At 32.9% G+C, this 17942-nt stretch carries 17 protein-coding genes; 4 read left to right on the top strand and 13 right to left on the bottom strand.

The features are described from left to right. Window positions 1-138: 138 nt before the first annotated feature. The 3 genes from PRVXT_RS01995 to PRVXT_RS01985 form a co-directional block, all read right to left on the bottom strand. Entirely contained in the window at window positions 139-663 is a 525-nt protein-coding gene (locus tag PRVXT_RS01995) for a hypothetical protein (protein ID WP_350344029.1), read from the bottom strand. A 452-nt stretch (window positions 664-1115) separates the two neighbouring features. Continuing rightward, window positions 1116-2141 carry an alpha/beta fold hydrolase gene (locus PRVXT_RS01990; RefSeq protein WP_350344028.1) on the bottom strand — a complete coding sequence of 342 codons (1026 nt, stop codon included), beginning with the start codon at window positions 2139-2141 and terminating at the stop codon, window positions 1116-1118. 286 nt (window positions 2142-2427) lie between these two features. Continuing rightward, window positions 2428-3039, bottom strand: a complete 612-nt coding sequence (locus tag PRVXT_RS01985; RefSeq protein WP_350344027.1) for a hypothetical protein — start codon at window positions 3037-3039, stop codon at window positions 2428-2430. 203 nt (window positions 3040-3242) lie between these two features. Here PRVXT_RS01985 and PRVXT_RS01980 point away from each other — a divergent pair, with 203 nt between their 5' ends. From PRVXT_RS01980 to PRVXT_RS01965, 4 genes are all read left to right on the top strand, one after another. Beyond that, complete coding sequence (locus PRVXT_RS01980) at window positions 3243-3686, top strand: hypothetical protein (RefSeq protein ID WP_350344026.1); 444 nt, start codon at window positions 3243-3245, stop codon at window positions 3684-3686. Between the two features lie 68 nt (window positions 3687-3754). Continuing rightward, on the top strand, window positions 3755-4405 hold the full coding sequence (locus PRVXT_RS01975) for a sensor histidine kinase (protein ID WP_350344025.1): 651 nt from the start codon (window positions 3755-3757) through the stop codon (window positions 4403-4405). Window position 4406: 1 nt separating this feature from the next. Further along, window positions 4407-5078, top strand: coding sequence for a response regulator (locus PRVXT_RS01970; RefSeq protein ID WP_350344024.1), 672 nt, complete (start codon window positions 4407-4409; stop codon window positions 5076-5078). A gap of 3 nt (window positions 5079-5081) precedes the next feature. After that, window positions 5082-6506 carry a flavocytochrome c gene (locus tag PRVXT_RS01965; RefSeq protein WP_350344023.1) on the top strand — a complete coding sequence of 475 codons (1425 nt, stop codon included), beginning with the start codon at window positions 5082-5084 and terminating at the stop codon, window positions 6504-6506. A 302-nt stretch (window positions 6507-6808) separates the two neighbouring features. Here PRVXT_RS01965 and PRVXT_RS01960 read toward each other — a convergent pair whose 3' ends face one another. From PRVXT_RS01960 to PRVXT_RS01915, 10 genes are all read right to left on the bottom strand, one after another. Next, entirely contained in the window at window positions 6809-7300 is a 492-nt protein-coding gene (locus tag PRVXT_RS01960; RefSeq protein ID WP_350344022.1) for a ferritin family protein, read from the bottom strand. Continuing rightward, the gene (locus tag PRVXT_RS01955) at window positions 7258-8655 is read right to left on the bottom strand and encodes a glycosyltransferase family 2 protein (protein ID WP_350344021.1); all 1398 of its coding nucleotides are present in this window, start codon (window positions 8653-8655) and stop codon (window positions 7258-7260) included. The genes PRVXT_RS01960 and PRVXT_RS01955 overlap by 43 nt, the downstream gene beginning before the upstream one ends. Further along, complete coding sequence (locus tag PRVXT_RS01950; RefSeq protein WP_350344020.1) at window positions 8648-9736, bottom strand: HEAT repeat domain-containing protein; 1089 nt, start codon at window positions 9734-9736, stop codon at window positions 8648-8650. The genes PRVXT_RS01955 and PRVXT_RS01950 overlap by 8 nt, the downstream gene beginning before the upstream one ends. Window positions 9737-9767: 31 nt before the next feature. Further along, window positions 9768-10667, bottom strand: coding sequence for a GGDEF domain-containing protein (locus tag PRVXT_RS01945; RefSeq protein ID WP_350344019.1), 900 nt, complete (start codon window positions 10665-10667; stop codon window positions 9768-9770). A gap of 544 nt (window positions 10668-11211) precedes the next feature. Next, a complete protein-coding gene (brnQ, locus tag PRVXT_RS01940; RefSeq protein WP_350344018.1) occupies window positions 11212-12519 on the bottom strand; it encodes a branched-chain amino acid transport system II carrier protein in 1308 nt (435 codons plus the stop codon). Between the two features lie 523 nt (window positions 12520-13042). Next, window positions 13043-14065, bottom strand: coding sequence for a response regulator (locus tag PRVXT_RS01935; RefSeq protein WP_350344017.1), 1023 nt, complete (start codon window positions 14063-14065; stop codon window positions 13043-13045). Then, window positions 14049-15254 carry an HDOD domain-containing protein gene (locus PRVXT_RS01930; RefSeq protein WP_350344016.1) on the bottom strand — a complete coding sequence of 402 codons (1206 nt, stop codon included), beginning with the start codon at window positions 15252-15254 and terminating at the stop codon, window positions 14049-14051. The genes PRVXT_RS01935 and PRVXT_RS01930 overlap by 17 nt, the downstream gene beginning before the upstream one ends. Window positions 15255-15331: 77 nt before the next feature. Then, window positions 15332-16600, bottom strand: coding sequence for a hybrid sensor histidine kinase/response regulator (locus tag PRVXT_RS01925; protein ID WP_350344015.1), 1269 nt, complete (start codon window positions 16598-16600; stop codon window positions 15332-15334). A 123-nt stretch (window positions 16601-16723) separates the two neighbouring features. Further along, complete coding sequence (locus PRVXT_RS01920; RefSeq protein WP_350344014.1) at window positions 16724-16987, bottom strand: hypothetical protein; 264 nt, start codon at window positions 16985-16987, stop codon at window positions 16724-16726. A gap of 94 nt (window positions 16988-17081) precedes the next feature. Next, window positions 17082-17489 carry an EAL domain-containing protein gene (locus PRVXT_RS01915; protein ID WP_350345088.1) on the bottom strand — a complete coding sequence of 136 codons (408 nt, stop codon included), beginning with the start codon at window positions 17487-17489 and terminating at the stop codon, window positions 17082-17084. Window positions 17490-17942 lie beyond the last annotated feature (453 nt).

Genomic DNA, 17942 nt, shown 5'->3' with positions numbered 1-17942 from the left:
TAATAATGCTGTTAATACTTAAGCTAATACTCATCTAAAGCCACTTTTTTCAGCCCTTTGATTTAAACATAAGGGTAAATCTACAAACGCCTTAAATTGGGGAATAAAAAATCCCCTTATAAAAAAGGGGATTTTTTATTATTTGGAATCAAGATCTGATTCAAAATCTGTTCTTTCAGATTCTGGCAATAGTGATTGTATGCCTTCTGTAACTTCTAGTAAATCACCAAGCAGCCTTTGATAGTTTTGCAAAGAACTTGCAAATGTTCTCATATCCCTTTCTTCGTAACTATTAATAATATCATTTTTAGCTTCTTCGAGATTTTCCAACACATAAACTAGTTCATTATGTAGCTCCTGAACTGCTTTAGGTGCTTCTAAGTTAGTGATTTTATTGATTATCTCAGCAACATCATCCATAGTTTCTTCGATTTCTTCCACCCATTTATTACCCCGTAAATTATTTAAATTATTTACAAGGTTTTGGTCAAAGCCATCAAAGAAATTCTCAAATTCTGTTTTAACAGTTACAAATTCACGAATTAACCCATTAACCTTTCTAGCATACTCTTCTTCTTCAATTTCATCTGAAGACTCTCCGCAACCAGTTAAAGCAAATGCAAATATTAACAATACTAAGATACAAGTAAACTTCTTTTTCATTTAGCATACCCCCTTTAGTTTTCATAATGTTCATTCCCATTATCGCAGTTTACCTAATAAAATAATAACATAAAAATAGATGATTTATATCAATTTTTTAAAATTATTTTGGCCTAATTAAAAATTTATATCTTAAGAGCTATTCTAAATCAAGTTTTTCTTTAAACTTTTAAAACATACCGTTATACGAGTTAAGAGCGAAACTAGACAACAACTCTAGCCAGGTTCACATCAAAATTCGATAATTGAAAAGAACTTTTGTTTTTTGGTGCAACTATATTCCATCATTCTTGTAACATTTGTAGCCTTAAATACTTATATAATATTTTGGTTATAGCCTCAATTACTATATTTTGTAGTAGGTGTAGTTTATGTCTTACACTTACTTAATACTTTAGCTGAAAATCCATACAATCTTCTTTTTTTATTCTAAAGAAGTAACAAGCTTTTATTTAATTTTCATTAATTTTTTTAATTATCTCTCTGCTCTTTTCTGCAATGAATTCAGGCCTATCGAGGTGAATATAATGTCCACCATCTAATATGAAATGTTCTCCACCAGTTGTTTCAGCATACGAAACTAGACTTTTCTTCCAGTACGCATCTTCATTTTCTTCAGAAATAAATATATAAAAAGGCACATCAGGTTTCCCTTGGCCAGCAACTTTTTTAGAGTTAGTTAGCAACATATCTGATTCTTCCCACATATTTTCCGTTTGTACTCGACGATAAAAAATAGTTCTAGCAACCTTAGCTTCCTCTTCCGTTAAGTGTCCTTTTTCCATTGCTGGAAAACTATTATCAAAAACTTCTGGCTGATTTCGCACAAGGCCACTACGTGTCATAAAACCAATAACACGGGAAAGAGAAGGTTCTTCCTTAGTTTGCTCATAATACTCTGGCACAAGAGAATCTAAACCAACAATAGCTTTGATTTCTTCTGGATGCAGGTTAGCCCAATATATTGCTTCTAGCCCGGACAAAGAATGTGGATACAGAATATAAGGAGGACTTTCTCCAGATAGCTGCAAAGCAGTACGAGTTTCTTCTAACACAGTATCAATATCTCTAGGGCTAGTTGTAATATCGCTCCAACCGTAACCAGCCCTCTCTACTACAGCAATTCGATAGTCAGTTGATAATTGGTTATAAAGTACCTGGAAATCATATACTGGAGAGCTAGTACCAAGCCCCGACATAAATACAAGTGTTTCATCCCCTTCCCCTTCTGTATACACATGCAACTTATTACCATCATTGTTCACATCCACAAGATTACCAGGAGCAGGGTATTGTGCTTTTTCCTGCTCCACTAACCTTCTATGTTCGACATAACTGCTTACAACTATCAAAGTTATACCCAAAACTAACAAAACCGGAACCCCAATCAAAATCCCTTTAATTATTTTTTTCTTGCTCATCATTTTCACCTCACGTTGATTATTTATTATAGTTATTAAGTCCTGCATTATTATCATACTAAAGACTTAAACAATATAATAGGGATATAACTCACTTAAATCATGACATATTTCACAAAACATATGTTTGGTGTGTGGATTTGGGCGTTCACACCTACTCTGCATATATAAAGAAAATTTTTATATAATTTGAGCTTTCCCCTAGCTCGACACCGTCTTTAGACCACTAACATGAACCTTAAGCATCAAGTACTTATTATGTTTATCTTTTTTTATGATAGTGACTTGTAGCGCGAAAATGTATCATCTTATTTCACTTTGTTGTAATATGCCTTGTCACATTTTAATCAATTTTTACAGGCATCTGTTTAGTTGCTTTTCGTATTAAAGTTAATCCTAAAACTATCATAATTATAACCAGAATTATTGCTATCATCGGGGGTAAATCTAATCTAAAATATAAGTTTTGAATCGTCATCTCACCTTTCCATATTAAATTTATTATCCCAGCATACAGAACAGCTATTGCTATAGATGCTGATTTGTACCATCTACTAAAACCATAGAAACCTGCAGCCACAATCCAGCCAGCTATATAGTACCCATAAAGAATTAAGCTAAGAGATATAACTTGTTTTGTTTTTAAAAAAGGATCTATCATATCCATTTCCCATGAATTAAGCAAAGCCCCTACCATATAGATTATTACAGTTGTAATAGCCCCAATAATATTAATAGAAAAGGCTACTCCCCCTGCTGCTATCGCTGAACCGATAAAATAATCCCTTCGGGTCACACCATTCTTTACAAAATATCCAAAATAGTTCAAAAACACTAGTATTCCTATAACAAACATATAAGCCATAGAAGGTTGACTAATAAGAGCCATAAAATCTAAGTTAGCTTCGTACCCGTTTAGATTAAAATAAAAAACTACAGCCTGGATAGCTAACAAAATCACAAGATACCATAAGGTCCCAGTGTAACAACAATGAATCTTGATGTATTGTTTAGTAGTGTTTCGTTAAAGTATGATGGGGCAGGTATTTTGCCCACCCAATACCAGAAAAAGTAAATACCTATTACCAAGAGGGAGACACAAAGTTAGACCCCTTAGTTACAGCACCTATGTATCATTATAGCTTATATAAAGATGCAATGGTAGAAGCATATGTGCCCATATATACCGATGGTATACAAAGTGGGGTAGCTATAGTCAGTATGTATAATGGCAGGATTCTACAAACTATAAAAGGTCACGCTTTTCGGTTAGTTATGTTTTCTGTTTTAGCAGTGTTTTTAGGTGTTATTATTGCCTATAGTCTGTCTAAAAATATCAAAAAGAATATGTACAATTTAGAGCCTGAAGCGATAGCACTTTTATTAAATCAGCAAGAAACTGTTTTGGAATATATTGGTGAAGGCATTGTAGCAACTAACCATATAGGAGAAATTTTATTAGTCAACGAAAATGCAAAATCTCTTTTAGAAATTCCTAACTTAAAGCTCGGCATGAAAATAACTAACCTGCCTGTTTTTAAACTATTTAAAAAACTTCCCTCAAAAATGAAGAAGAATGGCGGGTTAGTGAAAATAAAATAGTTAAGGTAAACGTAGTTGATTTACGGGAAGTCAATGAGCGGCTAGGATTTTTATATAAAATAGAAGACATGAGTTTAGTGCGTCAACGGGCTGAAGAGCTAACTAATATGAAACAAATGACCCAAGCACTTAGGGCACAAAACCATGAATTTATGAATAAATTGCACACCATAACTGGTTTAATCCAACTAAATGAACATCAGTCTGCGCTAAATTATATAGAAAAAATAACACAAGCCAGAAAAGCAATAGTAGACGCCCTCAACCAACGTATAAAGGTTCCTGCAATAGCAGGACTTATTTTAGCTAAACACTCAAAAGGAGCGGAGCGAAAAATAGATTTAATAATTGATGAAGAAGCCCATATCAGTAAAATTCCTGAAGGGGCATTAGAAGAAGATATAACTTCTATTATTGGTAATTTAATCGATAATGCTATGGATGCATTAGCAAAAGAAGACGGCGGTAAGATTTATCTGGATATGTACCAAGATAATGAACAATTCGCCATAACTGTTTGGGATAATGGCCCTGGAATGAATGATGACTCCTTAAGAAATTGTTTTAAAAAGGGATTTAGCACAAAAGGAGAAGATCGAGGTTATGGACTATATATAGTTAAAACTATCGTAGAATATCTAAACGGGCATATAGAGTTTAAAAGTCAGGAAGGCTTATGTGTAAAAGTAAGTTTACCAATGAAAAGAAAGGAAGTTTAACTTGAAGATTTTGATTGTTGAAGATGATCCAATGGTGAGAAACATCAATATGGGTTTTGTAAAAAAAATAAATTCTAGTTATGAAGTATATGAAACAAGTAATGTTGAAAGTGCAAAAGAAGTAGTTGCAAATAACAATTTAGATATAATCTTATTAGATATATATTTGGGAGATGTCAATGGCCCCACATTGCTAAAATGGGTTAGAGAAAATGATTTTAATGTTGATGTAATTTTAATAACAGCAGACAATAGCGCCGAAACTATAGAAATGGTGTTACGCTTAGGGGCTATTGATTATATCATTAAGCCTTTTAATTTTGATAGATTTAAACAAGCGTTAACTAATGCTATTGGTCGACGACAAAAATTAAAAAGTGGCCAAAAGATAACTCAAGATACCCTTGATCTATGGGTCCAAAAAACTGATAACAAGGAAATGGTTCAAGAAAAAGGGATAAATATTTCCACATACCAATCCATTAAAAAGTTTATAAAACATCAAGATAGGCCCATGACCGCTCAACAAATAAGTAATGCCACCGAACTAGCTAGAGTTACTGTTAGACGTTATTTAGAACACATGGCAGAAAAAAATCTCGTAAAAGAAGAATTCAACTATGGTAAAGTAGGTAGACCACAAAAAACTTACTTGTGGATTGGAGAAGATTAAATAATGACTAAAACCAAAATTGTTATAATTACTTTAATATTACTTTTAATACCCATTTCTTTAGCGTACTGGTTTTTATTTGAACCAGTTACTGAAGTTGATGTAGTAGTTATAGGTGCAGGGGCTGGTGGTATGAGTGCCGCCCTAGAAGCTGAAAAACAAGGAGCTTCAGTAGTTTTATTAGAAAAAATGCCTTATGTGGGTGGCAATACTGTTCGTGCAACAGCAGGAATGAATGCAGTACTTACTCCACAGCAAAAAGATAGAGATATTAAAGATGGCAAGGAGATTTTTTTAAATGATATTTTGGAATCAGGGCATGGGTTAAATTCTGTTGAAATGATAGAGGTTTTAATCGACCACAGTGCTGATGCCATAAATTGGCTTAGTGACCTAGGAGCAGATTTGAGTGATGTTGGCATTTTAGCAGGTCATACCAAGCCAAGAACTCACAGACCCTCAGGTGGGCAGCCTATAGGTAATGAGGTAGTAAAAACACTTAGTAGTGCCATAAAAAAATCAAATGTAGATTTAAAACTGGAACATAAAGCAATAGAAATTATATTAGATAGAGAAGGTAAAGCAAAGGAAGTAAAGGCTATAGACAAAACAGGAAGAGTTTATACAATAAGATGTAAAAGTGTTGTAATAGCAACAGGAGGATTCGGGGGTAGTAGTGAACTTTTTGTTTATTATAACCAAAACTTAAAAGGGTATCATACCACTAATAGCCCTAGCGCTACCGGTGATTTCATTGAGTTAGCTGCTCAAATAGATGCACAGCTTACTGACATGGAGTATATACAAACTCATCCTACTGTCTCACCTAGGTACGGCATGTTAATCACGGAAGCTATACGTGGTAATGGTGGTATATTAGTAAATAATCAAGGAGTTAGATTTGCAGATGAAATGAAAAACAGAGACTATCTTAGTGAAGTTCTCCTAGCACAACCTGACCGCGAAGTATACTTAATATTTAATGAAAATATCCGCCAAACTCTCGCTGCCAGCGACGACTATATAGACATGAACATAATACTAACCTCTGATACCATTGAAGGGCTGGCAAATAAAATAAGAGTAGACCCATCCGCTCTTTCTAACACGCTAGACCGATATAACAGCTTTATCCAAAGAAATAATGATAAAGATTTCAATAGACAATCTTTAAATACCCCTTTATCAGAAGGCCCTTTTTACGCTATACAGGTCATACCAGGAGTCCATTATTGTATGGGAGGGGTGATGATTAACCCACAGGCACAAGTTATAGGAGATAATGACTCCCCAATTCCAGGCCTGTTTGCTGCTGGAGAGGCGACTGGAGGTATCCATGGTTTAAATAGATTGGGGGGAAATTCCTTGTTAGATGCTATTGTCTATGGCAGAATAGCAGGTGAAAATGCTGCAACTTTACAGAAATAACTCTGGCGGTGGAGTAAAGCCTAGGCATTAAAACTTTCTAAACAAAACGAAAAATCAGCGGGGAAAAGGCCCGCTGATTTTTCGTTTTGTTATCATGTTTTTTACTAGCCTTTATCTTTATGATTACAGTAAATTGTAAGAGTAATCTTGTAACCTCAGCTTGACTGAAGCTTTCATGAATCTCATCATAGTAATAGTTTTTATTTTTCACTTACCTATCATAAAGAATGAATATTATAACTTCTTGTCTCCCTATATCTTAAGGATTCTTACTAAGCCTATTTTTAACCTTTATAAAAAACTTAACTTAATTCATGAAGTTGTTTTAATATAAAAAACATATGTCCTCTCTCTTCCTTTATTAAATCACTAAACAAACGGTATGGCTTAGAATTCTTAGGGACTTGACTAACTAATTCTTGATACATTAGTATAGAGTCTTTTTCAGCTTGTAACGCAAATGTAAAAAGTTGTTTCCTTGTATCTACCTTAAGTTCTTTTCCAAATAGGTTAACGTCTATTCCATATTGGGACATTAATAAAACCTCTTTATTAATGGTTGAATCCATAACAAGTTCTGCGGTAGTCAATAACTCCTTTAATTTTTGGGCATGGGAAGTTTCTTCTTTTTGAAATTTTTTTGCAACTTGTGCTATCTCCCCTTTGTTATTCTTTGCAATTTCTTCATAAAACTTTGCCGCCTTCAATTCCAATTGAATAAAGTGTTTTAAGCAATCTTTTAGCTCCAAAGCTAACTCCCCTTTGTAAATGATTTTCTTTGAATACTTCCCCATTGCTTGCTTCCTTCTTTAAAATTTAAAAAAGCTGAAAATCTCCACCAAACTGTTATTTGTCTATACCCTACCTGTTCAAATAAACTATAAAAAAACAGCGAACATATATCGACTATACTTCTATATCTTTTATAAGAAAGCTGCTCAAGTAATATTCCAGAATACGAAAATAACACCCCAAACAAAAATGCCATTAAAAAAATATATATCACCACGTTGCTCAAAATTCCATAATAAATAGCCATCCCTAATACAATATACCCTAAAATTTCTATCACTGGTCCTAGCATTTCAACAAAGCAAAAGTATGACATGGATAACATACCAACTTTTCCATACCTAGGGTTTAATAGCATCTCTTTGTGCCTTAGCATACTGTCAATTAGCCCCCTATGCCAGCGTATCCGTTGACTTTTTAGCCCTTTTAAATTGTCTGGTGCTTGGGTCCAACAAACAGCGTCAGAGGCAAAACTTATCTTATATGGAATCTTTTCTTTAATATATGCTTTATGCAACCTTAAAATTAACTCCATATCTTCACCGATTGTCTTTTTATAACCACCAACTTTTATTACAGCAGACTTTCTAAATAGTCCGAAAGCTCCAGAAATTATTAAAAGTGAATTTAACGACTCCCAACCCACTCGACTAGTTAAAAAGGCCCTAAAATATTCAATAACTTGAAACCTTTCCACCATTTTTTTAGGCAGGCTTGCTTTTATCAACCTTCCATTTTCAATATTGCATCCATTAGCAATTCTAACTATTCCTCCACTAGCAATAGTTTCTGGGTATTTTAGAAATGGTTTCGCAACTTTTATCAACGCTTTTCTTTCTATAAAGCTATCAGCATCAATAGCACAAAACAAGGGAAACCTAGATACGTTAATACCTGCATTTAAGGCATCTGCCTTACCCCCGTTTTCTTTATCTACAACTACTAGGTTAGGCCTATCAAAAGATGAGTAAACACCACGTATTCGTTCAGAAGGAACTTGATTATTCAACTCCACGTCAATTCTACGTAGGTTATAATAGGAAATAACTTCATGTAATGTACTATCTTTAGATCCATCGTTTACCACAATGATCTCAAACTGAGGATAATCAAGTGCTAAGAGAGATTGAATACTATTAACTATGGTTGCTTGTTCATTATATGCGGGAACTAATATGGAAATTGGTTTTGTGTAATCACTAACGGCAGTTATATCACCACTGTTAATTTTTACAGTCTTTTTTAATCGATCTAAGGATATTACTATAACTATTATATATAATAAGTTTACTATCAAAAAATAAAGAAACATTCCCAAGCTATAATAGTAGATAATGTTTTTTATTATTTCATTCATCGTCACTCACCGAATAACCTTTCACAGTTTTATAAACTGCATTATTGGCGTTTAGAATATAGTATGCTAAGTTAGCACTTTGCTTGTCAGAACTTGTTAGGGAAACATCTACTAACGCCTCCACCCCTTCAACACCCATCCTTGATAATCCCTCAATTGCATTAAATTTTACCCACCACCATTTGTCATTTACCATGTCTGTTGAAATACCAATAGCTTCACTATGCGAAAATCTATGCATTACCTTAGCAATAGCAGCCCTTACCTGCCAAGCTTTGTCTTTAAAATACAGCCTCCTCAAGGAAGGCAAAAAAACTGGGTCTCCTATAAAGGCTAAAGTGTTTATTGTCGCTATCCTAACTTCCATAGATTCATCATAAAGATAGTTACCTATCCTAAAGTTTTTAACATATCCTTTTATGTTCGATGAACTTTTCAAGCTTCGAATTAGGACTACCTTACCTAGCTCAGTTGTCTGCTCTTCTAATAATGCTACCAGCTGTTCAGTTGTAAATTTTAAATTCTCTACAATTTCTGTAATTCTATCCCTTTGTATATTCGAGTAGACCAAAGAATTTAAAACCTTTTCTTTTTGTTCTTGATTTAAGTTTAGTTGTGAAATAGCATAATAACATGCATAGCATTTTTCAAAATTTTTATCTTGTGTGCCTGTAGTTAAAATAGAATAAGCATAAAAACTCCTTGTAATGCCAAGTTTTTTTATGATTGAAAAAGTAAGTTTTTTTTCACCTTTATTTATAAGGTAAGTATGATAATCCAACTCCTCAAAAACATGGGATATATCTTTATTATTCTCTTGACTATAATCTAAGAGGATGTCCAACACAATTTTTTTATAATAACTATCTTTGATTTTTCCTTTTAATTTTCTAGATAAATTCCTTCTCTTCTGAACATATGCTAAAACCGAGGGCTCCATTTCCTGATAAGCCTTAACATAGCGATTATATTTCAACTTATCATTAAAAAACTTAAAAAGTGTAAAAAATAAAATAATTACATTGGCTATGCTTAAAATAATTATGGTTATATAAGTAATCAATAGTACTGTTGAAGACATCTCCTTCTCCTACCTATAATTTATTTTGGTATTACCCTATCACCCTATCTCTCCCACTTTGCTTAGCTTTATAAAGGTTTTTATCTGCAACTTCGATTACATCTTCATACACTTTTATATTTCCGCCTTCAACTGTGTAAACTCCAAAGCTGGATGTTAATTTAATTGTGTGTTCCTTATAAACAAAGTTGTTTTCCTTTACTGCTGTTCGTATTCGCTCTGCTATTTTTAAAGCCTCTTCTAAATCCGTTGTAGGAAGGCAAACTAAAAACTCCTCTCCCCCAAACCTTGCTACCCAACCGCTATCTTCTCTAATATTATTCTTAAGTAACAGAGCAAACTCTCTCAAAACATAGTCCCCTGCATTATGGCCGTATGTATCATTAACATTCTTAAAATGATCTAAATCACCCATAATAATTGATAAAGGTTCATTATTTAAATGGTTAGTTAGCAAGTCTACCGGCAATCTTTCGATAATATACCTTTTATTATATATCTTAGTAAGCTCATCAGTTACAGCGGCTAGGTTAGCTTGGTCTAGTAAGTACTTCAGCTCTATATTACCCCTAAGTCCTTCTTCCTCTAAAATCATACTTTTGGTGACATCCTTTAAAAGCTCCACTACAACCTTTGTTTCTCCTGCCTTTATTGGCACAGCTGTAATCATGAAAACTCTATTATCTTTGTATTCCAACTTAATAAATGTATCATCTTCGTTATAAGCCCTCGTTGAAATACAGTTTTCACATATAGTGTTTTTTTCCCAAAAACCATGGCAAACCTCTTCTTTTTCAATAAAGTTATTATCTCCCTGGTCAAGCAACACTTTTTTTCTTATTGGGTCTACAATCCTCATGATCTGGTACATCTTATCAAAGGCAGTAATCTTCTCAACAATATCTTTAATATCCTGTTTAGGTATACTCATATTTTCCCTCCTATCAAAACCTAAAAGGCTTTACTTTTATTTATTGTTATTATATCACCACATTTTCTTCCCCTCAATATCGTGTTTTTATCCATAGTAACCTTTTCAAACTCCCACAACTTTATATATTGTTCAGCTTTCTTCCTAAGGCTACGGTCTCTGCTCACTCAAAAGGACCATATAAATGGTTCTTCTAAAGAGTTTTAATTCTATGTTTTTATAATTTTTTATACATTCTCGTTAATAAAGATCTCCATCTTCTAAAACCTTTTTCCTTTACTTATTAGCGTGAAATAATAAGTTTTAACTTTCGTTGCCATAAGATTCACCAAATTTCAAGGGCCTTTAGTGTCATTCTAAGCTAATGGTTGGTTCCTAGAGGGTCCCAATTTACCATAACAAGAAACCCCCAAAGTTTTATTTGGTAATATATGCCTAAGTGTATCTCGTACTTGGAAATTAGTTACACCTAGTTTCAGCCTCATATCAAATAAATGCCCAACTGGGAACAAATTCCTGTTGGGCATTTATAATAAGTGCATATTTAGTGAGTATACCCCACTTTTTTTCTAGTATAATTAACATAGTGATCTTTTAGGTAGAAAACCAACCCAATGAAAATTGACGGTGCAAGCCATCCAAAACCCTGAGTAGCCAACGGAAGACCCTGTATAGCTTTCGTCATCATAGGTATTGGGAAGATAAAAGTACCAATTACATCCATTACACTGATAAATAAAGCAGAAAACACAGCACCTTTGTATACTGATGCACTTTTTATATGCTTATCTAAAAATGCTAATGCTACTAACACGATAATCATGGGGTAGAGAATAAGTAGAATTGGTTCTGCAAAGTTGATAATTCTATCTACCCCCATATTTGAGATCCCCATACTTACCATGGCGGTAGTAATACTAACAACTTTATAATTTGATTTTCCATTAGAAGTCCTGCTAAAAAAATCTCCAGCAGTAGCCGTTAATCCAATGGCCGTAGTCAAACAAGCCATTCCCACAGCGACCCCAAGTAAACCTTGACCAAATGTCCCTAAAAGATTATTGGTGATCTGAATTATTAACGCTGGCCTCGATAACTCCATCGGCATATCTCCAGCGGTAGCACCTAGATAAGCTAGCCCGCCGTATACTATAGTCAATCCTGCTGCGGCTACCATTCCAGCTCGCACAGTAATTTGTGAAACTTCCTTTGTTTTTGTATACCCCTTGGCTCGTATTGCCGCTATAATAATTCCTCCCAGAATAGTAGCACCCATGGCATCCATGGTTTGGTACCCTTCAGAAAAGCCATTTGAAAAAGAAATATTTATTCCTGTATCTATTAGCACCCCTTGAGGCTGAATAATTCCTTTTGCAATAATAGTAATCATAGTCACAAAAAGAATTGGTGTAAGCACTCTTCCGATATTATCAATTAAAGAAGAGGGCTTTAATACAAATACCAGCACGATAAAAAAGTAAATAGCTGAAAAAATAATAGGGTTAAAATTAGGGAAAAATGGAGCGATTGCCATTTCATAGGTAGTTGCACTTGTCCTTGGAATAGCAACCAGTGGTCCTAAAGTTAAAATTACCCCGCAAGCCAATATCCTTCCAAACTTTTTGCTGGCCTTAGACGCCAAGCTTTCCAAATCTCCACCAGACTTTGAAACTGCAATTATACCTAAAAGTGGAAGACCAACTCCTGTTAACAAAAATCCAAAGATTACTGGCACCACCTGTTCCCCTGCCGCTTGTCCTAATGCTGGGGGGAAAATTAAATTACCTGCACCAAAAAACATTGCAAATAAGGCGAATCCAACTACTAAGATATCCTTTCTTTTTTGAGTCATAATAATTCCTCCAGTTGTTAAAAATTTTATATATAACTTCCCCCCATTTATTTTGCTTCTAATGTTAATGGGAAAGATATAAAAACAGATTTTGTTACTTTACATATTCATAGTCAGCTTGTAAACGGATGTGATTTTTTTCACTTGTACGGCAAAAAAAATATTCTCCCCTACATAATAAACTTTCATAAAGTTCTTCGAATGAAGAAATTCCGCAAACCACACTAATTACTTACTGAAAAAGTTTTATTATTTACTATTTACTAACATTATATAATGTGTTTGCTAAAAATGCAATAGGTTGTTATATGTTTTTGCACCATAATAATAAGGTTTTTTATTCTGTTTTACCCGCATTAAATTACTGTTATAATGACAGGGTTGTTTTTTACAAGTTACTGTATTTTTTTGAATGATAACTGCAAAAGCAAAATTACTTATACCCCTTTAAAAAAGCTACAAACATCATAAAATAATGATATTTGTAGCTTGCAAAATATAATCTTTTCTATAATACCTGAATCTATTTAAGTAATATTTCTACAACAACTTTTTTATCTTGTTTTTGAACATCTACTAAAACACCTTCTAAAAAAGGCATAGCCTGTATTAAATCTTCTATCATTTCTTTTCTAACTTCATATGATAAGGAATGTTCCACGTTATTTTCTTTTTCATCAAACAAAACTTGTATCTTTGATGTGTTATCTGTATCTTGTTTTATTGTCATATAAGATTTATAATAGCTCTTTTCTGTAATTATCGTTAGAATTCCTTGCACCACCCAAACTATAAAGTGATTTTCTATCTTTTTTTGACCTAGTTTATCACCTTCAGGAGCATGCTTAACTAACTTTGTTTTTTCCTCTAAATCTTTTTCTAAATTACTAACAAACTTCCCCACTTCCATTTCTCCAGCATCTTCAGCAAAATTTTCTATCAATTGTTGATAAATCTTTTTTTGGATATCTATGATAGATTCCAACACTTCCTTGTCATGCCCTAGTTTTTTTGCAACGAAAGCATTATTTGCGTCTATGAACCATTGTAATACTTCATTATTTCTTTTTTGAAGTTTTATTTTCCCACTAAGTGAGCTGAACATATTTCTGTAAGCTTCATTTTGCTTTTCTAATGAGTCTTTTATCCTTTTATTTTCTTCTATTGTTTTATAGTAATCCAATGCTTGGTTTATAATTACTTTAAACTCACTCTCCATTTTCCACGGTTTAGTAATAAACTTAAAGACGTCTACTTGATTGATTGTAGTTAATATTTGTTGTAATTGTGTATATCCCGATAAAATAATCTTTACTGTTTCTGGAGATTGCTTACTAACTTCTTTGAGTAATTTTAGCCCATCCATTTTCGGCATCCGCATATCTGATACTATTACACTAATCTCATTCTCTGCCATGATTTCCAAAGCTTCTTTTCCACTGCTAGCAAATAAGCAATTATAGTCTTCATCAATTAGGCCTCGCTTTATCGAGTTTAGCACATTAACTTCATCGTCTACAAAAAGCACATTATATTTTTTGCTCACAATCATACCACCTTTCTTTTTTTATTTTTGCAAATTCTTTTTCCCATTTTCTTTGAGATACATCTAGTTTAGTAAAAACCTCAGTGTCTAATCTCGAGTAATTCTCTATACCCATAAGTTTAAATGTATAGTAATTAACTAAATGTATTATATGTACCAGTTTTTTATTGACTACTGCTTTTTCTGTAGGGCTATGATGGTACATTGCAGCTTCTACTACTCCATGAGGAAACTCCCACCAGTCTAATAAGTAACTTCCTATTTCCCCATGACTTATACCAAATAACTCTACTTCTTTTTGCTCTATTGTTTTCCGCTTTTTGATGCTTTCCGCAAACAAACTTAGGTACTCCATTTTATACCTTTTAAACATCAGCAACATTCCTATATTATGCAGTGCCCCTGCAACTAAAGCCAAAGAGGGAGGTTGTTTGTGCATCATAGTCTTATAAAATCGTGATACAAGTTTATTTGAGATAAGCGATTGAGTCCATATTTCTCTAATATATTCACTGTGTTTTTCATGGCAATAATCACACGTTGAGGTTTTGTCAACTAACATTTTAAAATTTTTGGCACCTATATCTTCTATAGCCTCTTCCACTTTCAGTGCTTTTGTTTTATCCCTTTTTTGGTAATATGATGATTGAGCTATTCTCAATATTTTTGCACTAATCGCCTGATCTTTTTTGACTATACAACTTATTTTTTCTAAATTATTACTCTCTTCTAAAGCTTGTAACAAGCTTTTATGATTTCCTTCAAGAACTGGTATAGTGCCTATGTTATTTACAAACTGTGCTATATCTTTATTCTCCATAGATTCATAAACTTTAAAAGTTTTGTCTACTAATAAAAGTAATTGTTCATTCTCCCAAGGTTTAAAAATAAAAGTTTTCGCTACATTTTCATTTAGCGCTTTAAGAATAGTGTTTTCTTCTGAATATCCACTTAATAAAAGTCTTATTATATTTGGATGCCTAACCTTTACTTTATTTAACAATTGATAGCCATTCATATAAGGCATCCTCATATCGCTTACAATCATATCAATCTTTTGCTCGTCTAAAATAGCTAAAGCTTCTTCACCACTTTCTGCTGTATAAATACTATAAGGAGACTCTAAAAAAACTCTAGAAAGAGCTCGTAGAATTTGCTTTTCATCGTCAACCAGCAAAACTCTTTTCATTTCTATACCCCCTATACTTTTTATAGGTTAAACCAGCTAAAGTATTTACTCCCTAAAATAGTTTAAAACACTCTCCCTTACTTACCTTTTGGAAGCTTTACTATGAAAGTCGTTCCTTTGTTAATGTCAGTTGCTACATCTATCTTCCCTTTGTGCTTATTTATAATTATGTCATAGGAAATACTTAATCCTAAGCCTGTTCCCTCCCCCACATCTTTTGTCGTAAAAAACGGATCAAATATCTTGTTAATAATCTTTTGTTCTATCCCAGGTCCATCATCAGAAACTTTTATACTTACATATTTTTTTTCATTTTCCACTGCGATATTTATCTTTCCTAAGTCCTTGCGCTCTTGTTTTTTTATAGCAAATATTGCATTGAGTATTATATTTAACAAAACTTGACTTATTTGACCTTTGTTACACCATATCTCAACATCCTGGTTTCCTTGATATTCCACTTGAGCAATAAATTTCGCTTCATTTCTAACAATCAATAACACTTGAGCTATGATTTCATCTACAGAGGTATACCCTTTTTCGTCTTCTCGGCCAGTTCTTGCAAAGTTCCTTAAAGAGCTCACTATTTCAGATACTCGGTCAACCCCTTCTTTCGAATCTTGTAAAAGCTCTGGCAGGTCGTTTAATACATACTCTATGTTTAGCTGATTGTCTTTATCCTTTATCTGTTCTAACATATCAATTTGTTGTGCTTGTTCAAGCCTTTGCCTAGCAAAAAAATAATATTCTCGTAGCTTTTTTGTATAAGCATCCAGTGTTTCCATGTTACTACTTATATATCCAATGGGATTATTTATTTCATGAGCCACCCCCGCTGCCAACTCTCCAATAGCAGCCATTTTTTCCGATTGAATCAGGTAAAATTGTGTTTCCTTTAATTTATCATTAATTTTTTGAAGTTCTTGGTTTTGTCTTTTTATATCTTTGAGCAATTTTTTTTCTTTTAGCGTGTTTGTTCTATCTTTTATTGCAGTCTTTAGCCTTGCTTGAAACTCAACACTTTTAATAGGTTTTATAATATAGTCATTTGCTCCAAGCTCAAAACAAGTTTTAAATGTTTTATCATCATCTTTTGCTGTAAGCATTATTATTTGAATATTTTCTTTTTCTTTGTAACCTTTTAGTTCAGCTAGTATATCAATTCCTGAAAGCTTAGGCATAACAATATCTAATAGAATGATATCTATTTTTTGCTCAAAAACCATATCTTTTACCTTTGTAGAATCGTTGCACAATAAAACTTCATGTTCGGAAAAATGTTCTGTTAGCATTTCTTTTGCTAGCATTAAATTAAGCTTTTGATCATCAACAACTAAAATTTTCACTTTATCACCTCAATTATAGTCAGGATTATATTACTGAATTTTCAAAATGTATTTCATTGCTTTATTCGACATTTTTAGATATTTTCCCTTTATCTTAATAAAACAGGTGGTAAAACCAGTACCCTAACCTCCTGCCGAAAGAAACTTCAGTCTAAAGGCCTTTAAAAAATCATCAAAAACTTCTTCCTGTATATAAAACTCAACAACTGTAGACGGTATTTTTAAAGAACAAATCATAGTAATTTTTTGATTAGTTACTTTTACCTTCCAACCTTCTCCGTAAAATAAACAATTATTGTGATTTTTTCTTGAAATACTACTAAAATAATTCACTAGTTCTTCCCTTGACATTCCTCTCATTTCTAGTTTTTCTTTAATAATAGCCACCATATCATATCCTTTACTATATTATAGTCATTTTAGGGAATATCTTTGTACAAATATTATCGAAGAAAACAGTATAAATTCTTCAGATCTCATACTACTTTTTCATTAATATTTTTTTAATTTTATTTATCGCCTGCTGTTCAGCCATTGGTTTTGCGATATAATATCCTTGTATTTTAGTGTTATTTACATCTGCAAAATACTCATACTGCTCTTTACTCTCCACTCCTTCTACTACTATTTCTAAACTCATAATTTTGGCCATTTCCATAATAGTACTCACCATAAGCTTCTTTTTACTATCGCTTTCTATGCCATCAACAAAGGATTTATCTATTTTTATTGTATCAATAGGAAGCTTCGTCAAATAACTTAAAGATGAGTACCCTATCCCAAAATCATCAATGGCAACTTTTATCCCTTTTTCACGAAGTTGTGATAATGTAGAGTAAATAATTTCAAAAGACTCTACCATTATTGACTCAGTTACTTCAACTTCCAGATAATGATAACCTCTCCAAAACCATTGCAGAACACTACTGCCAAAAAAGTAATAATAAAAACTCCAAAAGGATATTACCTGACAATTTCGACTTTTTTCTTGTTTTTTCCTGCTTCTATACCAATTAATAATTGTAATTTCATCCTACGTTTCCCTTTTGTGCCTTTGTTTTTAAATTTCAACTAAGGATTCACAGATTACTTGCACTGTAAAAATTTAAAACCTGAACCTCCTAAGTAACTTATTGGCAGAAGTTTTGTATCTTCCTCATTTTCTATACTTGTTCTGCTATATATTCCTAATGGAGTAATATAATTCTGTGGTTTAAAACGCGACGTCTCCTTTGCAAACAAAAAGTAGTGACTATAAAGCTTATAGCCACTACTTTTGTTTTATTTCTTTGTCACCTTTATTATCACGTCTCCAAAATTCACCTTATCATAATTTGAAAGT

The sequence above is a fragment of the Proteinivorax tanatarense genome, from assembly GCF_040267685.1.
Classification (GTDB): Bacteria; Bacillota; Proteinivoracia; order Proteinivoracales; family Proteinivoracaceae; genus Proteinivorax; species Proteinivorax tanatarense.
The sequence above is the reverse complement of the archived record's forward strand: the minus strand, read 5'-3'. Positions and strand labels throughout refer to the sequence as shown.